The sequence below is a fragment of the Enterobacter sp. RCC_40 genome, assembly GCF_041360735.1.
Lineage (GTDB): Bacteria > Pseudomonadota > Gammaproteobacteria > Enterobacterales > Enterobacteriaceae > Enterobacter > Enterobacter ludwigii.
Map to the genome: position 1 here is coordinate 544,619 of NZ_JBFUPR010000002.1, position 23,816 is coordinate 568,434.

Genomic DNA, 23,816 nt, shown 5'->3' on the forward strand with positions numbered 1-23,816 from the left:
ATATTCGCTTTTGATGAATATCGCAGATCAAAATGCTGATATGTTGATGTTGCGTTAACGGATTGTGTTATGAATGTGCTGAGTGGACATAAATACACCAAAAAATAACCCGGAGATTATTTTCGCGCGTATTTTAGAGGAGGGTAGGTGTTTATTTAAAAATAAACTGAATAGTTATTCAAAGCATGAACCGATAACCGATACCGGTTTCAGTTAATAAATGACGAGGACGCGCGGGGTCAACTTCCAGTTTTTGTCGAAGGTGTCCCATATATATGCGTAAATAGTGACTATGTTCCACGGCGTTTGGCCCCCACACCTGACTCAATAGCTGGCGCTGGGTGAGTACCTTACCGTGATTATTGAGCAAAACGGCGAGTAGCCGAAACTCGATGGGGGTGAGATGGATTTCCTCTTCACCGCGAACAATGCGCCGTGCTGCCAGATCAACCCGAATATCACCAAACGTGTATGTTGGGTCGGCAGGGGTGGTGGCGCTGTGACGACGCAGCGCGACACGAAGGCGAGCCTGCAGTTCGCCAATACCAAAAGGCTTAATCAGATAGTCATCCGCTCCGGCATCCAGCGCCGCGATTTTATCCGACTCTTCGGTACGGGCTGACAGCACCAGAATGGGCATCTGACTCCACTGTCGAACCTCACGAATAAAATCGATGCCGTCGCCATCCGGCAGGCCGAGATCGAGGATCACCAGATCAGGTTTGCGCGTGGCCGCTTCAATCAAACCCCGCTGGAGCGTGCCGGCGTCATGAACGCGCAGGCCATCGCCTTCCAGCGCAGCACGCAGAAACCGGCTAATGGCGATCTCATCTTCAACAATCAGAACGTTGATCACAAATCCTCTGGTAATTCATTAAGTTCTGGCGGGGCTTCCAGAGGAAGTTTAACACAAAAACGTGCGCCGCCTTCCGGGCGATTCTCCGCCGAAATGGTACCGCCATGAACGTCAATAATCGCCTGGCAAATCGCCAGACCCAGACCCACGCCGGGAATGGCCGACTCTTTATTACCGCGGGCAAATTTCTCGAAAATAGCGAACTCCTGTCCGGCAGGGATACCCGGCCCGGTATCCCAGACGTCAAGCCGTAGCGTGTGATCTTCCACTGTGGCATCCACCCCAATCCGGGCGTTTGCTCCTGCGTATTTGCCGGCATTTTCCAGCAGATTGATCAGCACGCGTTCAAACAGCGGGCCATCAACGTGAATTAACGTCAGCGGTTCGGGCATGTTCAGCGCAATATGGCGCCCACCGAGGCCTGGCTCCAGCATTTTCAGGGCGCTCCCCACCACCTCTTCGAGCGTGAGCCACTCTTTTTTGAGGTTAAATCCGCCCGACTGAATACGCGCCATATCAAGCAGATTATTTACCAGGCGTGTGGTGTTCAGCACATGCTGGCGGATCTCGCTGGCCTGCAACGCATGTTTCGAGCCTTCCGCTGCCAAATCCAGCGTCAAAATTTCTGACTGGCCAAACAGCACAGTGAGTGGGGTGCGAAGGTCGTGGGAGAGGGCGGCCAGCAATGAGTTACGAATGCTCTCGCGCTCGCTTGCCAGACGGGCCTGTTCTTCGCTGGCGGTAAGCGCCAGCCGTTCCAGCGCGCTTGCCACCAGCAGGGTAAATGTCTCCAGCAATCGCTGCTGTTCGGGGATCATCAACTGGCGCAGATTCGAAGGTTCAACGATCACCAGTCCCTGATTTTTATCGGCACTGCGCAGCGGCAGAATTTGATACGGTACGCCGGGCAGGGTGTCCGTCCCTGCACCCGCAGGAAGTCCTTTATCAAAGCTCCAGCGCGCAATGGCTTCATCCCAGGGCGTCATACCTGAGGCCGAGGTCAGCGGGCGCAGTTTCCCGTGTTCGTCCGGGAGTAAAATCAGGTTGCTGGCGTGAAAGGTCGAGCGGATAAACTGCTCGCTGGTCTGCACAATATCCAGCGGCGTACGGCCAACCGCCAGCGATTTAGACATCTCATAGAGATGCCGTGTGCGCTGTTCGCGGTAGCGGGCGATACGGGCCTGATAGCGTACGCCCGCCGTCAGATTACCGATCACCAGCCCAACGGTAAGCATCACGGCAAAGGTGAGAATGTACTGCACATCCGAAACGGCGAGCGTTCCGCGGGGCGCGATAAAGAACAGATCGAAGCTGATGACGTTGATGAACGTCGCCAGTACTGAGGGCCAGCGCCCGTAAAAGAGCGCCACCACGACCACGCCGAGCAGGTAGATCATCACCAGATTGGCCGCATCGAAGGCAATCAGCCAGTGGCTGGCAATCACGGTGATCAGCGCGCAGAGCACGACGGCGACAAGACAGCCGCGGATCTGAATTCGCCATTTATCATTAAAAGTGCGGCTGTCCGGTGCGCGGTTGGGTAAAGGGGTGGGTTTGTCATCCAGTGCGACAATCACCAGATCGAGGTCGGGAGCACGCCGGGCCAGTTTGTCAGCAAAGGATTCGCGGCTAAACCAGCGACGATGCTGACGACGGCCAATGACAATTTTCCCGAGGTTGTGCTCACGCGCGTAGCGCAGAATGGCTTTATCTTCCTGGGGATCGGAGAGGGTGGCGGTTTCTGCGCCCAGCTCCTGTGCCAGACGCAGCGAACTTAAGATCGCGCGGCGCTGGTTTTCAGGCAGCGCGTGAAGCTGCGGCGTCTCGACATAGACCGCATGCCAGACGCTGCCAAACTTAGCCGCCAGGCGCGCTGCGGTGCGGACGAGCTTTTCATTGCCGCTGCCGTGACCCACACACAGCAGAATGGCATCCCGCGTATGCCAGACGCGCTCCTGCCCTTGCAGGTCACGCCAGGCGCGCATCTGATCGTCCACGCGATCCGCCGTGCGACGCAGGGCCAGCTCGCGCAGGGCTATCAGGTTGCCTTTGCGAAAGAAATGTTCGATGGCGCGTTCGGCCTGACCTGCAATATAGACTTTTCCTTCATGCAGTCGCTGGCGCAGATCGTCTGGAGGCAGATCGACCAGCACCACTTCGTCCGCAGAGTCGAAAAAGGGATCGGGTACGGTTTCGCGAACCTGAATCCCGGTCACGCCGCTGACCACGTCGTTCAGGCTTTCGAGATGCTGAACATTTACCGTGGTGAAAACATCAATGCCTGCTTCAAGCAGTTCTTCAACGTCCTGCCAGCGTTTGGGGTGGCGCGAGCCTGAGGCATTACTGTGTGCCAGTTCGTCCATCAGGATAAGCGCGGGCCTGCGGGCGAGGGCGGCGTCGAGATCGAACTCCGTGACCAGACGCCCACGATGGCTGATACGACGAGGCGGCTGTGTCGCCAGCCCCTTCAACAGTGCTGCCGTCTCTTTCCGGCCGTGGGTTTCCACCACGCCGATAAGAATATCGAGCCCCTGCGCCCGAAGCCGCTGGGCTTCTGTCAGCATGGCGAAGGTTTTCCCGACGCCAGCACAGGCGCCGAAGAAGATTTTCAGTTTGCCGCGATGGGCTTCAGCCGTCTGTTCGAGCAGCCTGTCCGGATCCGGGCGCATGGGCTCGTCGGTCATTTAGTTTTTCCTTAGCGCGTCCAGCGCCAGATTCAGCTCAACAATATTCACCACGGGCATGCCGATGAAGCTGACCAGCGGTTTTTGCGTATGCTCTGCGACCAGCTTGCTCACCTGTTCCACCGTCAGCTGACGGGCAGCCGCGACGCGGGGGATCTGCCATGCCACCGCCTTCGGCGTCAGGCTGTAGTCCAGCCCGCTTGCAGAGGCCGTCACCAGCTCCACAGGCACCTCCCGGCTGGCCTGTGGATTTGCGGCGCGCAGGGCGGCTACACGTTCGGCAATGGCTTTATCCAGCTCCGGGTTGCTGCCGGCCAGGTTACTGCCACCGGATGCCATCGGATTATACGGGCTTTCGGCAGTGGCGGAAGGGCGTCCCTGGAAGTAACGGGCGTCGGTAAAATTCTGTCCAATCAGACGCGAACCGCGGTTTTCACCGTTTTGCACGATCAGCGAGCCGTTGGCCTGATCCTTAAACCACCACTGGCCCAGCGCGGTGGTCACCAGCGGATAAAGCCCGCCGGTAATAAGCGACAACAGAATAAACAGAAGTATAGCGGGACGTAACATCTTCATTTGATTCACCTTTTAAACCAGCCCAAACAGCGTCAACAGCAGGTCGATAACCTTGATACCGATGAAGGGGACAATCAGCCCACCCAGCCCGTAAATCCACAGGTTGCGGCGCAGCATGGCGGCCGCGGTCAGCGGTTTATAGCTCACCCCTTTGAGCGCCAGCGGGATCAGGAAGACAATAATCAGGGCGTTAAAAATAACCGCACTGAGAATGGCTGATGCTGGCGAGTGCAGATGCATCACGTTCAGCGCATTAAGCTGTGGATAGGTGGCCGCAAACGCCGCGGGAATGATGGCAAAGTATTTTGCGACGTCGTTGGCGATACTGAACGTTGTCAGCGAACCGCGCGTCATCAGCATCTGCTTACCGATGTGCACAACTTCAATCAGCTTGGTCGGGTTCGAGTCGAGGTCGACCATGTTGCCCGCCTCTTTCGCCGCCTGGGTACCGGAGTTCATGGCCACCGCCACGTCGGCCTGCGCAAGGGCTGGGGCATCGTTGGTGCCATCACCCGTCATCGCCACCAGGCGACCTTCCGCCTGATACTGCCGAATTAATGCCAGCTTGGCTTCAGGCGTTGCCTCCGAGAGAAAATCATCCACGCCCGCTTCGGCAGCAATCGCGGCGGCGGTCAGACGGTTGTCCCCGGTGATCATCACCGTTTTGATCCCCATTTTCCGCAGCTGGGCAAAGCGCTCTTTGATCCCGCCTTTTACGATATCCTTCAGCGAAATCACCCCCAGCACATGTGCCCCTTCAGCCACCACCAGCGGCGTCGCGCCCTGACGTGCCACGCTCTCGACCAGGTTGTCCACTTCTGGTGGGAAATGACCATTGTTGGCTTCAATGTGGCGACGAATTGCGTCGACGGAGCCTTTACGGATCATGCGGTCCTGAATGTTGATGCCGCTCATTCGGGTTTGTGCCGTGAAGGGAACGAAAGTCGCATGGAGAGTCTGAACGTCGCGCTGGCGCAGGTTAAAGCGCTGCTTGGCGAGGATCACGATACTGCGGCCTTCCGGCGTTTCATCGGCGAGGGAAGAGAGTTGCGCCGCATCCGCCAGCGTTTTTTCATCCACGCCGGGGGCAGGTAAGAACTCTGATGCCTGGCGGTTACCGAGGGTAATTGTCCCGGTTTTATCCAGCAGCAGAACGTCCACATCCCCTGCGGCTTCGACCGCACGTCCGCTGGTCGCGATGACGTTCGCGCCCAGCATACGGCTCATACCGGCCACACCGATGGCCGACAGCAGCCCCCCGATGGTGGTCGGGATCAGGCAGACCAGCAGCGCCACCAGAACGGTGGTGGTGACCGCGGTACCGCCGTAAGCGGAGAATGGCCACAACGTGGCGGTTGCCAGCAGAAAGACAATCGTCAGCGCCACCAGCAGGATGGTCAGGGCAATTTCGTTTGGTGTTTTACGACGCTGCGCGCCTTCCACCATGGCAATCATACGGTCAAGGAAGGTTTCACCCGGGTTGACGCTACACTGGATCACCAGCCAGTCGGAGAGAATGCGTGTCCCGCCCGTCACGGAGGCGAAATCACCCCCGGATTCACGTATGACGGGAGCAGATTCCCCGGTGATGGCACTTTCATCTACCGACGCGCCGCCTTCGATGACTTCACCGTCGCAGGGGATAATGTCCCCGGCTTCGACCAGCACCACGTCACCTTTACGCAGTTCATCTGCCGGGACATGGTCCATCTGGGCACCGTATTTCGGTTCGCGTAATTTGCGCGCAAAAGCGGTCTTTTTCACCCCTTTGAGGCTATTGGCCTGCGCTTTGCTGCGGCCTTCCGCCAGCGCTTCCGCAAAGTTGGCAAACAGTACGGTGAACCACAGCCACAGGCTGATAGCGCCGGTGAACATCGCATTCCCCTGCAGATGACCCGTTCCCATGGCAATCGCCAGCGCGGTGGTGAGTAAACTCCCTATCCAGACGATAAACATCACCGGGTTGTGCCACTGCACGCGCGGGCTCAACTTTTTCACCGCATCCATGAGGGCCTGTCGAACTAACGACGGTTCGAACAGGGCCATTTGTTTACGACTCATGACAAATTCTCCGCAAAATCAGCGTAAAGAGAGGTATTCCGCGACCGGGCCTAACGCGAGGGCGGGGATAAAGGTCAGGGCGCCGACCAGCAGCACGGTACCGGCCAGCAGTCCGATAAACAGCGCGCCGTGGGTCGGCAACGTCCCGCTGGTGGTCGGTTGAATTTTTTTGCTCACCAGCGACCCGGCAATCGCCAGCACCGGCACAATGACCCCGAAACGGCCCACGAACATGCAGAACGCCAGCAGACAGTTCCAGAACGGTGAGTTAGCGCTTAAGCCTGCGAAGGCACTACCGTTATTGTTAGAAGCAGAAGAGACGGCATAAAGCACTTCGCTAAAGCCGTGGATGCCAGGGTTGAAGATGCCGCTGCGTCCGGCCTCCGTCATCAGTGCCAGTGCGGTACCAGCCAGCACGAGGGCGGGGGTGACCAGAATCGCCAGCGCGGTTAACTTCATCTCACGGACATCGATTTTTTTGCCCAGATATTCCGGGGTGCGACCAATCATCAGACCCGCAATGAACACCGCCAGCAGAACAAACAGCAGCATGCCGTAAAGACCCGAGCCTACGCCGCCGAATACCACTTCACCGATCTGCATCAGCCACATCGGGATCATGCCGCCCAGTGCCGTGAAGGAGTCGTGCATAGCATTGACCGCCCCGCAGGATGCCGCCGTCGTAACCACGGCATAAAGGCTGCTGGCGAGAATGCCAAAGCGGCTCTCTTTCCCTTCCATATTCATGGTGCCGTCAGCGCCCAGCGTCAGGAAATGCGGGTTACCTTGCCATTCGGCCCACATCACCAGCGCAACACAGACGACAAAGATGAGCGACATGGTCCAGAGCAGGGTGCGACCCTGACGACGATCGTTCACCACATCGCCAAAAGCAAAGCACAGCGCTGCGGGGATCAGGAAGATCGCCAGCATTTGCACAGCGTTGGTCAGTGCCGTTGGGTTTTCAAACGGATGCGATGAGTTGGCATTGAAGAAACCGCCACCATTCGTACCGAGCATCTTAATGGCTTCCTGTGAGGCCACAGGCCCCATCGGCAGAAGCTGTTTTGCCCCTTCAAGCGAGGTAGAAGGGGCGTAAGGCAGCAGGTTTTGCAGCGTACCTTGCTGAATAAAGAACAGCGCGATGAGCAGAGCAATTGGAAGTAAGACCCACAGAGTAATGCGCGTGAGATCAACCCAGGCATTGCCCAGCGTACCCATATTCTGACGTGCAAACGCACGCGTCAGCGCGAAGACAACCGCGATGCCGCTGGCTGCTGAGAGAAAATTTTGTACGGTTAATCCCACCATCTGGCTGAAGTAGCTCAGCGTGGTTTCGCCGGCGTAGGATTGCCAGTTGGTATTGGTGACAAAGCTGACGGCCGTATTCAGCGCAAGATGCCAGGACAGGCCCGGTAACTGTTGCGGGTTCAGCGGCAGGCTACCCTGCAACATCAGCATAACAAAGAGCGCGACCAGCCCAACAATATTCAGCAGCAGAATAGCGACCAGATACTGACGCCAGTTCATCTCCTGATCGCGTATTCCCAGTACGCGCCAGATCCCTTTTTCGATACTTCCCGTACCCGGTAAGGACACGTTGTTGATCAGCCGCGCGAGCCCCGTTCCCAGCGGTCTGGCAAGCACCAATAAGACCAGTAAAAAGCTGGCTATAAGTAAAAACGCCTGAGCAGCCATCAGAAGGCCTCCGCATTAATCAGGGCGTAGACCAGATAACCCAATAACAGGAACACCAGCACGATGCCGGTAATCAGACCTGCACTCACAATCCACCTCCGAGTGACATTTGTATTTGTGTTAACGGTAGGATTTATGGCGCAAAGATTTCGCAAAAATCGGCAGGGTGGGTGTAAAAAAAGTATAAAAATGGAAAAGGCACAATTTAACTATTGGTAAGTAAATCGTTAACTTTTTTGTAACTTACTTACGGCGGAAATGTAAATATTCACTAAATGGATGAAAATAACTGGTCTGATGAGTAGTAAAATTACAAACAAAGCGGTATTATTTTAGCCAGATCACAGATTTCAAATTTTCCGGAGCATGTTTCCGGCCAACTATAGGGGAGAAAATATGGATCTTTATAAAGCGTATCCGGCTCATATCGTTTTCATGCGTCGCACTTTCGCCGTAGTGGCTGGCGTGCTGGCCCTGCCGGTGATGCTCTTCTGGAAAGACCGCGCACGTTTTTATAGCTATTTGCACCGCGTCTGGGCCAAAACCAGCGAGAAGCCGGTGTGGATGGATCAGGCCGAGAAAGCGACCTGCGATTTTTACTGATACGAAGACGACACACAGCAATAAAAAAACCGCCTACAGCAATGTGGCGGTTTTTTTTATCCCTCAGGATCCGCGGTCCGTTGGGCCGTTTTTGGGCTATCGTCAGAGCGTGTGTCCACCGACTTATCACCGGTGGTGAACGGTGGAGCGGTTAGCAGCAGGGACCGCATGATGAAAAGCTCTTTTTGCATTGCGTTCATTGTCACCAGCGTACTCGTGGTAAGACGTGATGAACCGACAGTGTCTATTGCTTTTACCATGATGGCGCAAGATACGTAGCGTTAAGGCCGCCCCGGGCGGCCTTTTTTATTTCATCGCGTCTACACTTCATGGCAAAGTAGATAAAAGCCAGCCGCATTTTCTCTTTAGTGGCATGGCCTTACGGACATAATGGATAATTGCCAGGAGTTTTATGCCCACCCATCTGGTTTGGTTTCGCGCGGACCTGCGCGTACATGACAATCTCGCCCTTGCTGCTGCCTGCCGCTCCCCGGAAGCCCGCGTGCTGGCGGTGTTTATCGCCACCCCCGGGCAGTGGCAGCAGCATGCTATGGCACCACGCCAGGCGGCTTACCTCAGCTCACATCTGAATGGCTTGCAGTGTTCGCTTGCCGAAAAAGGGATCCCGCTCATTTATAAAGAGGTCAGTGACTTCTCCGCACAATGCCAGGCCGTGCAGGCGATCTGTGAGCAGTACGCTGTCACCCACCTTTTTTACAACTATCAGTACGAATTCAATGAACGTCATCGGGATCGTCAGCTGGAGAAAATCCTGCAGGATGTAGAGTGTCAGGGTTTTGATGACAGCGTCATGCTGCCGCCGGGCAGTGTCATGACCGGCAACCACGAGATGTATAAAGTCTTTACGCCGTTTAAAAATGCCTTCATTAAAAGACTGAAGGAGGCGCTGCCGGAATGCGTGGCTGCACCCACCGTGAGGGGAGAGGCCATAACGGAGATACCCGAGCGGGAGTTTGACTATCCGCAACAGGCGTTTGATGAGACTCTGTTCCCGGCTACCGAAAAAAACGCTATTGCGAAGCTGCGCCAGTTTTGTAAAGCGGGGGCAGGCGATTACGACGCGCGCAGGGATTTTCCCGCGACAGAGGGCACCAGTCGTTTATCGGCCTGTCTGGCGCTGGGCGTGCTCTCTCCGCGCCAGTGTCTGCATCGTCTTCTGGCGGAACAACCGCAGGCACTGGACGGGGGGCCCGGCTCCGTCTGGCTTAACGAACTTATCTGGCGCGAATTTTATCGCCATTTGATGACGTATCACCCTGATTTATGTAAGCATCGTCCGTTTATACCCTGGACTGATAACGTAAACTGGCAACACAACGAGAGCCACTTACAGGCCTGGCAGAAAGGCGAAACGGGCTTCCCGATTGTTGATGCCGCGATGCGCCAGCTCAATGAAACCGGATGGATGCACAATCGGCTGCGAATGATTACCGCCAGCTTCCTGGTGAAGGATCTGCTTATCGACTGGCGTGTCGGGGAGCGGTATTTTATTTCTCAGCTGATCGATGGCGATCTGGCGGCGAATAACGGCGGCTGGCAGTGGGCGGCGTCCACCGGAACCGACGCCGCGCCCTATTTCCGTATTTTTAATCCTGCCACGCAGGGACAAAAATTTGATGCAGACGGCGAGTTTATCCGCCGCTGGTTGCCCGCGCTGAGCAGTGTCCCTGCAAAAGCGATCCACGACCCGTGGGCATGGGCGGATAAACAGGGCGTGAAGCTCGATTATCCCCGTCCGATTGTTGACCATAAACAGGCGCGTGTCGCCACGCTGGCGGCGTACGAGGCCGCCCGCAAAGCTTAAGAGAGTGATGATGAAAAACAGCGAACTGGAAAGCCTGATTAACGAAAAACTGAACAGCGCCTCCTTCAGCGATTACGGCCCGAACGGCCTCCAGGTTGAAGGACGCGAAACGGTGCAGAAAATTATCACTGGCGTGACGGCAAGCCAGGCGCTGCTGGACGAAGCCGTCCGTCAGGAAGCGGATGCCGTTATTGTCCATCACGGTTATTTCTGGAAAAACGAAGCACCGATCATTCGCGGTATGAAGCGAAACCGCCTGAAAACGCTGCTGGCAAATGATATCAACCTGTACGGTTACCATCTGCCGCTGGATGCGCACCCGGAGCTGGGCAATAACGTACAGCTCGCGCAGCTGTTGGGGATTACCGTAATGGGTGAAATTGAGCAGCTGGTGCCCTGGGGAGAGCTGGCCATGCCGGTGCCCGGCCTGGAGCTGGCCTCATGGATTGAAGCGCGTCTGGGACGCCGTCCGCTCTGGTGCGGTGACACCGGTCCGGACACGGTGAAACGGGTTGCCTGGTGTACTGGTGGTGGTCAGGGCTTTATTGACAGCGCGGCACGCTTTGGTGTCGACGCCTTCATCACTGGAGAAGTGTCCGAGCAGACCGTCCATTCGGCACGTGAGCAAGGTCTGCATTTTTATGCGGCAGGTCACCATGCCACCGAGCGTGGCGGAATTCGCGCCCTCAGTGAATGGCTGACTGAAAATACCGATCTGGATGTCACGTTTATTGATATCCCTAACCCGGCCTGATGAGAGGTATCTGAGTGCAGCGAGCGCGTTGTTATCTTCTGGGGGAAACGGCAGTGGTTCTGGAGCTGGAACCGCCAGTGACCCTTGCCACGCAAAAGCGTATCTGGCGGCTAACGCAGCGCCTGGCCGATGTGCCTGAAGTGGTTGAAGCGATTCCGGGTATGAATAACATCACCGTGGTGCTGCGTAATCCGCATACGCTGGCGCTGGATGCTATTGAACGTTTGCAGCGCTGGTGGGAAGAGAGCGAGGCGCTGGAGCCGGATTCCCGGACAATTGAGATCCCGGTGGTGTATGGCGGCGAGCATGGACCCGATCTTGGCGTGGTGGCGGAACACTGCGGATTAACGGAAAAGCAGGTGGTTGAATTGCACGCCTGCGTTGATTACGTGGTCTGGTTCTTAGGTTTCCAGCCGGGCTTCCCCTATCTGGGGGGGCTCTCACCGCAATTGCATACGCCGCGTCGCGCCGAACCCCGCCTGAGCGTGCCGGCGGGCACGGTGGCTATCGGTGGTGAGCAGACCGGCATTTATCCTCTGACGTCACCGGGGGGCTGGCAGCTTATCGGGCATACGTCCAGGCTGTTATTTGAACCAGGGCAGGAGGTTCCCATACTCCTTCGTCCCGGCGATACCCTGCGCTTTATCCCGCAGAAGGAGGGGGTATGTTAACGCTGATTCGCGCCGGGCTTTACACGTCTGTACAGGATGCCGGCCGCTTTGGCATGCGTCAGTCGGGCGTGAGCTACTGTGGTGCACTGGACAGGCCTGCGCTGGAGATTGCTAACGTGCTGGTGGGCAACCCTGGCAGCACGGCGGCACTCGAAATTACGCTTGGCCAGTGTGTGATTGAATTCGGCGAGGAGACCTGGTTTGCCTTAACCGGGGCCGCTTGTGACGCCGAGCTGGATGGCAAAGCGGTCTGGACAGGCTGGCGGCTGCGAGCGAAAGCCGGGCAGCGTCTGACCCTTAAACGTCCTGTGCACGGCGTGCGAAGCTATCTTGCGGTCGCAGGAGGGATTGATGTGCCAGAAGTGCTGGGTTCATCCAGTACCGATCAGAAAGCCGGCATTGGCGGTCATGAAGGGCGCCTGCTGCGTGACGGCGATCGTCTGGCGGTTAAACCCTCAACGCGCCACTTCTCGACGGCCCAGGGGGTAAAACAGCTATTATGGACCAACCAGATCCGTGCCTTACCGGGGCCGGAATATCAGGAGTTCGATGAAGTCGCTCAGGAGACGTTCTGGCGTTCGCCGTGGAAGATCAGCCCGCAAAGTAACCGTATGGGATACCGCCTTCAGGGGCAGCCATTGACCCGTACGACAGATCGGGAATTGCTCTCACACGGTTTATTACCTGGTGTCATTCAGGTACCGGGTAACGGTCAGCCGATCGTGCTGATGAACGATGCGCAAACAACGGGGGGATACCCGCGTATTGCCTGCATCATTGAAGCAGATCGCTACCATCTGGCGCAAATTCCTCTCGGACAGCCGATTCATTTTGTGCAATGTACGCTGGAGGAGGCGCTGAAGGCACGCCAGGATCAGCAGCGTTATCTGGAACAACTGGCATGGAGGCTCGATGGCAAAGATTGATTTAAACGCCGATCTGGGTGAGGGCGGAAGTGCCGATGCTGAACTGATGACGCTGGTCTCTTCAGTCAATATTGCCTGCGGGTTTCACGCGGGTGACGCGCAAACCATGCTGGTCAGCGTGCGTAATGCGATTAAGCACGGCGTGGCGATAGGGGCACATCCCAGTTTTCCTGACAGGGATAATTTTGGCCGCACGGCAATGGATCTCCCTCCTGAGACGGTGTATGCCCAGACGCTCTATCAAACGGGCGCGCTGGAGGCGATTGTGCGTTCCCAGCAGGGCGTGCTGCGCCATGTGAAACCCCACGGCATGCTCTACAATCAGGCGGCCAAAGATCCGGCTCTCGCAGATGCCATTGCCCGCGCGGTGTGGGACTGCAGCCCGCAGCTCATTCTGGTGGGGCTGGCGGGGAGCGAGCTTATTCGCGCGGGACAGCGGCTGGGGTTAACCACCCGTCAGGAAGTTTTTGCTGACAGAGGGTATCAGCCGGACGGCAGCCTGGTTCCCCGTTCACTGCCCGGTGCGCTTATTACCGATGAATCACAGGCGCTGGCGCAAACGCTGGCGATGGTATGTGAGGGCTCGGTAAAGGCAATTGATGGTTCAACGGCCAGAGTCCAGGCGGATACGGTGTGTTTACACGGCGATGGTGAGCATGCGCTGCAGTTTGCACGCCGCTTACGGACGGCCTTTGCGGAGCAGGGTATTCTCGTGAGTGCATGACATAACGATAAGGACAGAAAAATGCCTGAAGGCCCCGAGATCCGCCGTGCAGCGGATAGCCTCGAGGCGGCGATAAAGGGCAAACCGCTGACGGATGTCTGGTTTGCTTTTCCTCAACTGAAACCGTTTGAAGCCCAGCTGGTGGGGCAGACGGTGACGCACATTGAAACGCGCGGCAAAGCGCTGCTCACGCATTTCTCCCATAACCTGACGTTATATAGCCATAATCAGCTGTACGGCGTTTGGCGCGTGGTGAAGGCAAACGAGCAGCCGCAAACTACCCGCGTGCTGCGCGTCAGGCTACAGACGGCAGACAATGCGATTCTGCTCTACAGCGCATCTGATATCGAAATGTTAACGCCAGAGCAGCTGCTCACTCACCCGTTCCTGCAGCGCGTCGGGCCGGATGTGCTGGATATGAGCCTGACCCCGGGCGAGGTGAAAGCCCGTCTGGTGTCACCTCGGTTTCGTAACCGACAGTTTTCCGGACTGTTGCTCGATCAGGCGTTTCTGGCTGGATTAGGAAATTACCTGCGGGTGGAAATCCTCTGGGAAGTGGGCCTGGCGGCGCAGCATAAGGCATCGCAACTCAGTGATGAACAGCTGGAGGCGTTATCCCACGCACTGCTGGATATCCCGCGCCTGTCGTACAACACGCGTGGCGTGGTGGATGACAACAAGCACCATGGGGCATTGTTCCGCTTTAAGGTGTTTCATCGTGAAGGGAAGGCGTGTGAGCGGTGCGGCGGGATAATTGCGAAAACCACGCTGTCGTCGAGACCGTTTTACTGGTGTCCGCACTGCCAGAAGTAAAATGAAAACGGTAACCCAGGGGGTCACCGTTTTTAATGTCTTCACTCTCTCGGAGTAAGAGAGGGATGGGGTGAGGACATCAGGCCACACCCCGTTAACATCAGCGTTTGATGTCAGACTTAAAATCACGCTGCTCGTAGCCAGTATACAGCTGACGAGGACGGGCGATTTTCATGCCTTCGCTGTGCATTTCGTTCCAGTGCGCAATCCAGCCAACGGTACGTGCCATGGCGAAGATCACGGTGAACATGGAAGACGGAATGCCCATCGCTTTCAGAATAATGCCAGAGTAGAAATCGACGTTCGGGTAGAGTTTCTTCTCGATGAAGTACGGGTCGTTCAGCGCGATGTGCTCAAGCTCCATCGCCACTTCCAGCAGGTCGTCTTTTGTACCCAGCTCTTTCAGCACTTCGTGGCATGTTTCACGCATAACGGTAGCGCGTGGGTCGTAATTTTTGTACACACGGTGACCGAAGCCCATCAGACGGAAGGAGTCATTCTTGTCTTTCGCGCGACGCACGAATTCAGGAATGTGCTCAACGGAGCTGATCTCTTCCAGCATCTTCAGTGCCGCTTCGTTCGCGCCGCCGTGCGCCGGTCCCCACAGGGAGGCGATACCCGCAGCGATACAGGCGAACGGGTTCGCGCCTGAAGAGCCTGCGGTACGGACGGTGGAGGTGGAGGCGTTCTGTTCGTGGTCGGCGTGCAGGATCAAAATACGGTCCATCGCACGTTCCAGTACCGGGTTCACTTCGTACTCTTCACACGGCGTGGAGAACATCATGCGCAGGAAATTACCGGCGTAGGAGAGGTCGTTACGTGGATAAACAAACGGCTGACCGATGGAGTATTTGTAACACATCGCTGCCATTGTCGGCATTTTGGACAGCAGGCGGAACGCCGCGATATCGCGGTGACGTGGATTATTCACGTCCAGCGAGTCGTGGTAGAACGCTGCCAGCGCGCCGGTAATACCGCACATCACTGCCATTGGGTGAGAATCACGACGGAAAGCATGGAACAGACGGGTAATCTGCTCATGAATCATGGTGTGACGGGTGACGGTGGTTTTGAATTCATCGTATTGTGCCTGCGTCGGTTTTTCGCCGTTCAGCAGGATGTAGCACACTTCCAGATAGTTGGATTCGGTGGCTAACTGATCGATGGGGAAGCCGCGATGGAGCAGGATACCTTCGTCACCATCAATGAAGGTGATTTTGGATTCGCAAGATGCGGTAGAGGTAAATCCAGGGTCGAAGGTGAATACACCTTTAGAACCCAGCGTACGGATATCAATAACATCCTGACCGAGCGTGCCTTTTAGCACATCCAGTTCAACAGCAGTGTCACCATTTAGGGTGAGCGTTGCCTTTGTATCAGCCATTTACGGTCTCCTTAGCGCCTTATTGCTTAAGACTGCCAATTACCGGATTTGCATTCTGCTGATTTCTCACCGTTACCAGTTTGTTATTTGGCTTACCGCTCAGCTCACGAGGAGAAACCAGGGTACAGAGCTATGGCGCCTTGCAGGTAAAAACATGAAAAATCAGTGAAACAACAGCAAATCAGTGTCTTCGCAGTCCGAATTATTCAAACCTGTATATCACTAATAACTGTCCTGATAACTTCGGTCAATACCATCACACTGTTACATAACTATTTGTCAGGTGAAAGTGAGACCTCATAACTTTTGCGCATTATATGCCTTTTCTGATGACGTTTGTAACAATATTGTTTAACATTTGTCAAATCAGATGATTAAAAATTAAAAAGATGTTGTTATCGTGACCCTGATCACTGTTCCAGAGAAAACCCGACAAACTGTATGTAGGTTAATTGTAATGATTTTGTGAACGGCCTATACTGCCGCCAGGTCTCCGGAACACCCTGCAATCCCGAGCCACCCAGCGTTGTAACGTGTCGTTTTAGCATTTGGAAGCAATGTTTTGCATGACGCGCAGTTATAGAAAAGGAACGCTGTCTGACCCGCATCGCAGTCCGGAGGAAGGAAACAATAAGAACAGCATGTGGGCGTTATTCATGATAAGAAATGTGAAAAAACAAAGACCTGTCAATCTGGATCTCAAAACGATCCGGTTCCCTGTAACAGCAATAGCGTCCATTCTGCACCGCGTTTCTGGTGTGATTACGTTTGTGGCGGTCGGCATTCTGCTGTGGTTACTGGGTACCAGCCTCTCTTCTCCTGAAGGATTCCTCCAGGCCTCTGCCATCATGAACAGCTTCTTCGTGAAATTTATCATGTGGGGCATTCTGACTGCGCTGGCGTACCACGTTGTCGTGGGCATTCGTCATATGCTGATGGACTTTGGCTACCTGGAAGAGACTTTCGAAGCCGGTAAACGCTCCGCTAATATTTCATTTGTATTGACTGTCGTGCTTTCACTTCTCGCAGGAGTTCTCGTATGGTAAGCAACGCCTCCGCATTAGGACGCAACGGCGTACATGACTTCATTCTGGTCCGTGCTACCGCCATCGTTCTCACCCTTTATATCATCTATATGATTGGTTTCTTCGCGACCAGCGGCACGCTGACGTGGGAAATCTGGAGTGGGTTCTTCGGATCTGCCTTCACCAAAGTGTTCACCCTGCTGGCTCTGTTCTCCATCCTTATTCATGCCTGGATTGGTATGTGGCAGGTGTTGACCGATTACGTTAAACCACTGGCGATTCGCCTTCCTCTGCAGCTGGTCATTGTCGTTGCACTGGTGGTTTACGTTATTTATGGATTCGTTGTGGTGTGGGGTGTGTAATGAAACTGCCAGTCAGAGAATTTGATGCTGTTGTGATTGGTGCTGGTGGCGCAGGTATGCGTGCAGCACTGCAAATTTCCCAGAGCGGCCAGACCTGTGCGCTGCTCTCTAAAGTCTTCCCGACCCGTTCCCACACTGTCTCCGCGCAGGGCGGTATTACCGTTGCGCTGGGTAATTCCCATGAAGATAACTGGGAATGGCACATGTATGACACGGTCAAAGGTTCCGACTACATCGGCGACCAGGATGCTATCGAATATATGTGTAAGACAGGCCCGGAAGCGATTCTGGAGCTGGACCACATGGGGCTGCCATTCTCCCGTCTGGAAAATGGCACCATTTATCAGCGTCCGTTTGGCGGCCAGTCGAAAAACTTCGGCGGCGAGCAGGCGGCACGTACTGCAGCTGCGGCTGACCGTACCGGTCACGCACTGCTGCACACGCTGTATCAACAGAACCTGAAAAACCACACGACTATTTTCTCCGAGTGGTATGCGCTGGATCTGGTGAAAAACGCCGATGGCGCCGTTGTAGGTTGTACCGCGCTGTGTATTGAAACCGGTGAAGTGGTCTACTTCAAAGCGCGTGCTACCGTGCTGGCGACCGGCGGTGCAGGCCGTATTTATCAATCTACCACCAACGCCCACATCAACACCGGTGACGGCGTAGGTATGGCTATCCGCGCCGGCGTACCGGTGCAGGATATGGAAATGTGGCAGTTCCACCCAACCGGCATCGCCGGTGCCGGCGTGCTGGTAACAGAAGGCTGCCGTGGTGAAGGGGGTTACCTGCTGAACAAACACGGCGAGCGCTTCATGGAGCGTTATGCCCCGAATGCGAAAGACCTGGCGGGTCGTGACGTGGTGGCGCGTTCCATCATGATCGAAATCCGTGAAGGCCGCGGCTGTGACGGCCCATGGGGTCCACACGCGAAGCTGAAACTCGACCATCTGGGTAAAGAGGTTCTGGAATCACGTCTGCCAGGCATTCTGGAGCTGTCTCGTACCTTCGCGCACGTCGATCCAGTGAAAGAGCCCATCCCGGTAATCCCAACCTGTCACTACATGATGGGCGGTATTCCGACCAAAGTGACCGGCCAGGCGCTGACCGTGAACGAGCAGGGTGAAGACGTTGTTATCCCGGGCCTGTTTGCCGTCGGTGAAATTGCCTGCGTATCCGTACACGGTGCAAACCGTCTGGGCGGGAACTCCCTGCTTGACCTGGTGGTATTTGGTCGTGCGGTAGGTCTGCATCTGCAAGAGTCTATTGCCGAGCAGGGTGCGCTGCGTGATGCCACCGACGATGAAATTGATGCGTCGCTTGAGCGTCTGAACCGCTGGAACGGCAACCGTAATGGTGAAGATCCGGTGGAAATCCGCAAAGCGCTGCAGGAATGTATGCAGCACAACTTCTCGGTATTCCGTGAAGGGGATGCGATGGCCAAAGGTCTTGAGCAGCTGAAAGCGATCCGCGAGCGTCTGAAAAATGCCCGTCTGGACGACACGTCCAGCGAGTTCAATACCCAGCGCGTTGAGTGTCTGGAGCTGGATAACCTGATGGAAACGGCGTTCGCTACCGCGATGTCGGCAAACTTCCGTACCGAGAGCCGTGGCGCGCATAGCCGCTTCGACTTCCCGGATCGTGACGATGAAAACTGGCTGTGCCATTCCCTGTATCTGCCAGAGTCGGAATCCATGACGCGTCGTAGCGTCAATATGGAACCGAAACTGCGTCCGGCGTTCCCGCCGAAGATTCGTACTTACTAATGCGGAGACAGGATAATGAAACTCGAATTCTCAGTTTATCGTTATAACCCGGATGTAGATGATGCTCCGCGTATGCAGGATTACACCCTGGAAGCGGAAGAAGGCCGTGACATGATGCTGCTGGATGCCTTAATCCAGCTGAAAGAAAAAGATCCGACACTGTCGTTCCGTCGCTCATGCCGTGAAGGCGTTTGTGGCTCTGACGGTGTGAACATGAACGGTAAAAATGGTCTGGCCTGCATCACGCCAATTTCAGCGTTGCAGCGCGCGGGCCAGAAAATTGTTATCCGTCCTTTGCCAGGTCTGCCAGTCGTTCGTGATTTGGTGGTAGACATGGGGCAATTCTATGCACAATATGAGAAGATTAAGCCTTACTTATTGAATAATGGGCAAAATCCACCGGCTCGTGAGCACTTACAGTCTCCTGAGCAGCGTGAAAAACTCGACGGTTTGTACGAGTGTATTCTCTGTGCATGTTGCTCGACCTCTTGCCCGTCGTTCTGGTGGAACCCGGACAAGTTTATCGGCCCGGCCGGTCTGCTGGCTGCCTATCGCTTCCTGATCGATAGCCGCGACACCGAAACCGACAGTCGTCTGGAAGGACTGAGTGATGCTTTCAGCGTATTCCGCTGCCATAGCATCATGAACTGCGTCAGTGTATGTCCTAAGGGACTGAACCCGACGCGCGCCATCGGCCATATTAAGTCGATGCTGCTGCAGCGCAGTGCATAAGTAACAGGAGGGGAGCGTTGTTCCCCTCACTCTGACCCTCTCCTGACAGGAGAGGGGATAAAATGTAGGAAACCTCTAAAAACTGCCCCGAGGTGCAGACAGTTTTTAAAGGTTCCTTCGCGAGCCCAAGACAACATAAGAGCTCGCAGGTGAACCCCGGCACGTACGTGTTGTACGTGGTAGTTTCTACGGCGAAAGTAAGCATAAAAATGCTTAAGGGATCACGATGCAGAACGGCGCAATGAAAGCCTGGCTGGACTCTTCTTACCTCTCTGGTTCAAACCAGAGCTGGATAGAACAGCTCTATGAAGACTTCTTAACCGATCCTGACTCAGTGGACGCAAACTGGCGTTCCATGTTCCAGCAGTTACCTGGCACTGGAGTCAAACCGGATCAATTCCATTCCAAAACACGTGATTATTTCCGTCGTCTGGCGAAGGATGCCTCACGTTACTCTTCTGCGATTTCCGACCCTGACACCAATGCGAAGCAGGTTAAAGTCCTGCAGCTTATCAACGCTTATCGCTTCCGTGGTCACCAGCATGCGAATCTCGATCCGCTGGGACTGTGGAAACAAGATCGTGTGGCGGATCTCGATCCGGCGTATCACGATCTGACCGAGGCCGATTTCCAGGAAAGCTTTAACGTAGGTTCCTTTGCCATCGGCAAAGACACGATGAAGTTGGGCGAGCTGATTGATGCGCTCAAGCAAACCTACTGCGGCTCCATCGGCGCGGAATATATGCACATCACCTCTACAGAAGAGAAACGCTGGATCCAGCAGCGCATCGAATCTGTGGCGGGTCACGCGAATTTCTCTGCTGAAGAGAAAAAACGCTTCCTCAGCGAACTGACCGCAGCAGAAGGCCTTGAGCGCTATCTGGGCGCGAAATTCCCGGGTGCGAAACGCTTCTCGCTGGAAGGCGGCGACGCGCTGGTACCTATGCTGAAAGAGCTGATTCGTCACGCGGGCAAAAGCGGTACCCGTGAAGTGGTGCTGGGTATGGCGCACCGCGGTCGTCTGAACGTACTGGTCAACGTGCTGGGTAAAAAACCGCAGGACCTGTTCGACGAATTCGCAGGCAAACATAAAGAACACCTCGGCACCGGTGACGTGAAGTACCACATGGGCTTCTCGTCTGATATCGAAACCGAAGGCGGTCTGGTTCACCTGGCGCTGGCGTTTAACCCGTCACACCTGGAAATCGTGAGCCCGGTGGTTATCGGTTCTGTGCGTGCGCGTCTGGATCGTCTGGACGAGCCGAGCAGCAACAAAGTTCTGCCAATCACCATTCACGGTGACGCGGCAGTCACAGGGCAGGGCGTGGTTCAGGAAACGCTGAACATGTCCAAAGCACGTGGTTACGAAGTGGGCGGTACCGTTCGCATTGTTATCAACAACCAGGTGGGCTTCACGACCTCTAACCCACTGGATGCGCGTTCTACCCCGTACTGCACCGACATCGGTAAGATGGTTCAGGCGCCGATCTTCCACGTTAACGCGGATGACCCGGAAGCCGTGGCGTTCGTTACCCGTCTGGCGCTGGACTACCGTAACACCTTCAAACGCGATGTGTTCATCGACCTGTTCTGCTACCGCCGTCATGGCCACAACGAAGCTGACGAGCCAAGTGCAACGCAGCCGCTGATGTATCAGAAAATCAAAAAACACCCGACGCCACGCAAAATCTATGCTGACAAGCTGGAAGGCGACAACGTGACGACGCTGGAAGATGCGACCGAAATGGTCAACCTCTACCGCGACGCGCTGGATGCGGGTGAATGCGTAGTGAAAGAGCTGCGCCCGATGAACATGCACTCCTTTACCTGGTCGCCGTACCTCAACCACGAGTGGGATGAGAGCTACCCGAACAAGGTAGAGATGAAGCGCCTGCAGGAGCTGGCTAAACGTATCAGCACCGTACCAGACGCTATCGAGATGCAGTCTCGCGTAGCGAAAATTTATGCTGACCGTCAATCAATGGCGGCGGGCGAGAAGCTGTTCGACTGGGGCGGGGCGGAAACACTGGCTTACGCAACGCTGGTTGATGAAGGCATTCCTGTTCGTCTGTCCGGTGAAGATGCGGGCCGTGGCACCTTCTTCCACCGTCACGCGGTAGTTCACAACCAGACTAACGGTTCAACCTATACTCCGCTGCAGCATGTCCATAACGGTCAGGGTCAGTTCAAGGTATGGGACTCCGTTCTGTCTGAAGAAGCGGTACTGGCATTCGAATACGGCTACGCCACCGCGGAACCGCGCACCCTGACTATCTGGGAAGCGCAGTTCGGTGACTTCGCCAACGGTGCCCAGGTCGTTATCGACCAGTTCATCTCGTCCGGCGAGCAGAAATGGGGCCGTATGTGTGGCCTGGTGATGCTGCTGCCACACGGTTACGAAGGTCAGGGTCCGGAGCACTCCTCCGCCCGTCTGGAACGTTATCTGCAGCTCTGCGCTGAGCAGAACATGCAGGTCTGCGTGCCGTCCACTCCGGCTCAGGTCTACCACATGCTGCGTCGTCAGGCGCTGCGCGGTATGCGCCGTCCGCTGGTGGTCATGTCGCCAAAATCCCTGCTGCGCCACCCGCTGGCGGTGTCCAGCCTGGACGAACTGGCGAACGGCACCTTCCTGCCTGCCATCGGTGAGGTTGATGAACTGGATCCGCAGGCCGTTAAGCGTGTTGTGATGTGTTCTGGTAAGGTTTATTACGACCTGCTGGAACAGCGCCGTAAGAACGACCAGAAAGATGTCGCCATCGTGCGTATCGAACAGCTTTATCCATTCCCGCACCAGGCGGTGCAGGAAGCGTTGAAACCGTATGCTCACGTGCATGATTTTGTCTGGTGCCAGGAAGAGCCGCTCAACCAGGGCGCCTGGTACTGCAGTCAGCATCATTTCCGTGAAGTCATTCCATTTGGGTCTGCCCTGCGTTATGCAGGTCGCCCGGCCTCCGCCTCTCCGGCGGTAGGGTATATGTCCGTTCACCAGAAGCAGCAACAAGATCTGGTCAATGACGCGCTGAACGTCGATTAATTAAAGGATACATAATGAGTAGCGTAGATATTCTTGTTCCCGACCTGCCTGAGTCCGTAGCAGATGCGACCGTCGCCACCTGGCACAAAAAACCGGGCGATAGCGTTAAGCGCGATGAAGTGCTGGTAGAAATCGAAACTGACAAAGTGGTACTGGAAGTACCGGCTTCAGCGGATGGCATTCTGGATGCAGTCCTGGAAGACGAAGGGACAACCGTAACCTCCCGTCAGATTCTGGGTCGCCTGCGTGAAGGCAACAGCGCGGGCAAAGAGTCCAGCGCGAAGTCTGACGAAAAAGCGTCTACCCCAGCCCAGCGTCAGCAGGCCTCTCTGGAAGAGCAGACTAACGACGCGCTCAGCCCGGCGATCCGTCGCCTGCTGGCCGAGCACAACCTGGATGCGGCTGCCATTAAAGGCACCGGTGTCGGTGGTCGTCTGACCCGTGAAGATATCGAGAAGCACCTGGCGAAAGCCCCTGCTCAGGCAGAAGCTAAAGCGCCAGCAGCGGCAGCGGCGCCGGCAGCACAGCCTGCGCTGGGTGCCCGTAGCGAAAAACGCGTGCCGATGACTCGCCTGCGTAAGCGTGTGGCTGAGCGTCTGCTGGAAGCGAAAAACTCCACCGCGATGCTGACCACTTTCAACGAAGTGAACATGAAGCCAATCATGGACCTGCGTAAGCAGTACGGTGACGCGTTTGAAAAACGTCACGGTATCCGTCTGGGCTTTATGTCCTTCTACGTGAAAGCGGTTGTTGAAGCGCTGAAACGCTACCCGGAAGTTAACGCCTCTATCGATGGCGATGACGTGGTTTATCACAACTACTTCGACGTCAGCATGGCAGTCTCTACGCCACGTGGTCTGGTTACCCCGGTTCTGCGTGATGTCGATACTCTGGGTATGGCTGACATCGAGAAAAAGATTAAAGAGCTGGCTGTAAAAGGTCGCGACGGCAAGCTGACCGTAGACGATCTGACCGGCGGTAACTTCACCATTACCAACGGCGGCGTTTTCGGTTCACTGATGTCTACCCCGATCATCAACCCGCCGCAGAGCGCGATCCTGGGTATGCATGCCATTAAAGATCGTCCAATGGCGGTAGACGGCAAAGTGGAGATCCTGCCAATGATGTATCTGGCACTCTCTTACGATCACCGTCTGATCGACGGCCGCGAGTCCGTGGGCTTCCTGGTTGCCATTAAAGAGCTGCTGGAAGATCCAACGCGTCTGCTGCTGGACGTCTAGTTTTAGCAGTCTTGCCCGGCGGCGCGTTGTCTGCCGGGCCTACAAAAGCACTACCTAACGATTACCTGAAGGATGGATAGA

General features: G+C 55.7%; 20 protein-coding genes. 13 read left to right on the forward strand and 7 right to left on the reverse strand.

Annotated elements, in window-relative coordinates; translation table 11 throughout:
• Positions 1-178 precede the first annotated feature (178 nt).
• From kdpE to kdpF, 6 genes are read right to left on the reverse strand one after another with little or no spacing between them, the layout of a single operon-like run.
• The gene (gene kdpE, locus AB6731_RS10735; RefSeq protein ID WP_014169154.1) at positions 179-856 is read right to left on the reverse strand and encodes a two-component system response regulator KdpE; all 678 of its coding nucleotides are present in this window, start codon (positions 854-856) and stop codon (positions 179-181) included.
• A complete protein-coding gene (gene kdpD / locus AB6731_RS10740; RefSeq protein ID WP_014169155.1) occupies positions 853-3,540 on the reverse strand; it encodes a two-component system sensor histidine kinase KdpD in 2,688 nt (895 codons plus the stop codon). Before kdpD ends, kdpE begins: the two co-directional genes overlap by 4 nt.
• Positions 3,541-4,116: a potassium-transporting ATPase subunit KdpC gene (gene kdpC / locus AB6731_RS10745; protein ID WP_371006345.1), complete on the reverse strand. Its 576-nt coding sequence runs from the start codon at positions 4,114-4,116 to the stop codon at positions 3,541-3,543.
• A gap of 12 nt (positions 4,117-4,128) precedes the next feature.
• On the reverse strand, positions 4,129-6,177 hold the full coding sequence (gene kdpB / locus AB6731_RS10750; protein ID WP_371006346.1) for a potassium-transporting ATPase subunit KdpB: 2,049 nt from the start codon (positions 6,175-6,177) through the stop codon (positions 4,129-4,131).
• A gap of 18 nt (positions 6,178-6,195) precedes the next feature.
• Complete coding sequence (gene kdpA, locus AB6731_RS10755) at positions 6,196-7,875, reverse strand: potassium-transporting ATPase subunit KdpA (protein ID WP_371006347.1); 1,680 nt, start codon at positions 7,873-7,875, stop codon at positions 6,196-6,198.
• Positions 7,875-7,964 (reverse strand): K(+)-transporting ATPase subunit F, encoded by a 90-nt coding sequence (kdpF, locus tag AB6731_RS10760; RefSeq protein ID WP_015386886.1) that lies wholly within the window; start codon positions 7,962-7,964, stop codon positions 7,875-7,877. The genes kdpA and kdpF overlap by 1 nt, the downstream gene beginning before the upstream one ends.
• 307 nt (positions 7,965-8,271) lie before the next feature.
• Between kdpF and AB6731_RS10765 the strand changes: the two genes are divergently transcribed.
• The 7 genes from AB6731_RS10765 (at position 8,272) to nei (ending at position 14,191) form a co-directional block, all read left to right on the forward strand.
• Complete coding sequence (locus tag AB6731_RS10765) at positions 8,272-8,478, forward strand: YbfA family protein (RefSeq protein ID WP_014883027.1); 207 nt, start codon at positions 8,272-8,274, stop codon at positions 8,476-8,478.
• Between the two features lie 412 nt (positions 8,479-8,890).
• Positions 8,891-10,303, forward strand: coding sequence for a deoxyribodipyrimidine photo-lyase (phrB, locus tag AB6731_RS10770; protein WP_371006348.1), 1,413 nt, complete (start codon positions 8,891-8,893; stop codon positions 10,301-10,303).
• Positions 10,304-10,313: 10 nt separating this feature from the next.
• Positions 10,314-11,057 (forward strand): type 2 GTP cyclohydrolase I, encoded by a 744-nt coding sequence (locus AB6731_RS10775; protein ID WP_371006349.1) that lies wholly within the window; start codon positions 10,314-10,316, stop codon positions 11,055-11,057.
• Positions 11,058-11,071: 14 nt separating this feature from the next.
• Entirely contained in the window at positions 11,072-11,728 is a 657-nt protein-coding gene (pxpB, locus tag AB6731_RS10780) for a 5-oxoprolinase subunit PxpB (RefSeq protein ID WP_371006350.1), read from the forward strand.
• Positions 11,722-12,654, forward strand: a complete 933-nt coding sequence (gene pxpC, locus AB6731_RS10785) for a 5-oxoprolinase subunit PxpC (protein ID WP_371006351.1) — start codon at positions 11,722-11,724, stop codon at positions 12,652-12,654. The genes pxpB and pxpC overlap by 7 nt, the downstream gene beginning before the upstream one ends.
• Positions 12,641-13,378: a 5-oxoprolinase subunit PxpA gene (pxpA, locus tag AB6731_RS10790; RefSeq protein WP_371006352.1), complete on the forward strand. Its 738-nt coding sequence runs from the start codon at positions 12,641-12,643 to the stop codon at positions 13,376-13,378. Before pxpC ends, pxpA begins: the two co-directional genes overlap by 14 nt.
• Positions 13,379-13,399: 21 nt before the next feature.
• On the forward strand, positions 13,400-14,191 hold the full coding sequence (gene nei, locus AB6731_RS10795; RefSeq protein WP_078774860.1) for an endonuclease VIII: 792 nt from the start codon (positions 13,400-13,402) through the stop codon (positions 14,189-14,191).
• 100 nt (positions 14,192-14,291) lie between these two features.
• On the opposite strand, the gene AB6731_RS10800 is transcribed toward nei, so the two are convergent.
• On the reverse strand, positions 14,292-15,575 hold the full coding sequence (locus AB6731_RS10800; protein WP_014169167.1) for a citrate synthase: 1,284 nt from the start codon (positions 15,573-15,575) through the stop codon (positions 14,292-14,294).
• Between the two features lie 641 nt (positions 15,576-16,216).
• On the opposite strand from AB6731_RS10800, the gene sdhC reads away from it, so the two are divergent.
• The 6 genes from sdhC to odhB all read left to right on the forward strand — a co-directional run bounded on the left by sdhC (position 16,217) and on the right by odhB (position 23,735).
• On the forward strand, positions 16,217-16,621 hold the full coding sequence (gene sdhC / locus AB6731_RS10805; RefSeq protein ID WP_025204654.1) for a succinate dehydrogenase cytochrome b556 subunit: 405 nt from the start codon (positions 16,217-16,219) through the stop codon (positions 16,619-16,621).
• On the forward strand, positions 16,615-16,962 hold the full coding sequence (gene sdhD, locus AB6731_RS10810) for a succinate dehydrogenase membrane anchor subunit (protein ID WP_010428702.1): 348 nt from the start codon (positions 16,615-16,617) through the stop codon (positions 16,960-16,962). Before sdhC ends, sdhD begins: the two co-directional genes overlap by 7 nt.
• Positions 16,962-18,728 (forward strand): succinate dehydrogenase flavoprotein subunit, encoded by a 1,767-nt coding sequence (sdhA, locus tag AB6731_RS10815; RefSeq protein ID WP_014883036.1) that lies wholly within the window; start codon positions 16,962-16,964, stop codon positions 18,726-18,728. The genes sdhD and sdhA overlap by 1 nt, the downstream gene beginning before the upstream one ends.
• Positions 18,729-18,743: 15 nt before the next feature.
• Entirely contained in the window at positions 18,744-19,460 is a 717-nt protein-coding gene (gene sdhB, locus AB6731_RS10820; protein WP_014169170.1) for a succinate dehydrogenase iron-sulfur subunit SdhB, read from the forward strand.
• Positions 19,461-19,686: 226 nt separating this feature from the next.
• Entirely contained in the window at positions 19,687-22,494 is a 2,808-nt protein-coding gene (sucA, locus tag AB6731_RS10825; protein WP_014169171.1) for a 2-oxoglutarate dehydrogenase E1 component, read from the forward strand.
• 14 nt (positions 22,495-22,508) lie between these two features.
• A complete protein-coding gene (gene odhB / locus AB6731_RS10830) occupies positions 22,509-23,735 on the forward strand; it encodes a 2-oxoglutarate dehydrogenase complex dihydrolipoyllysine-residue succinyltransferase (protein WP_025204653.1) in 1,227 nt (408 codons plus the stop codon).
• Positions 23,736-23,816: the final 81 nt, after the last annotated feature.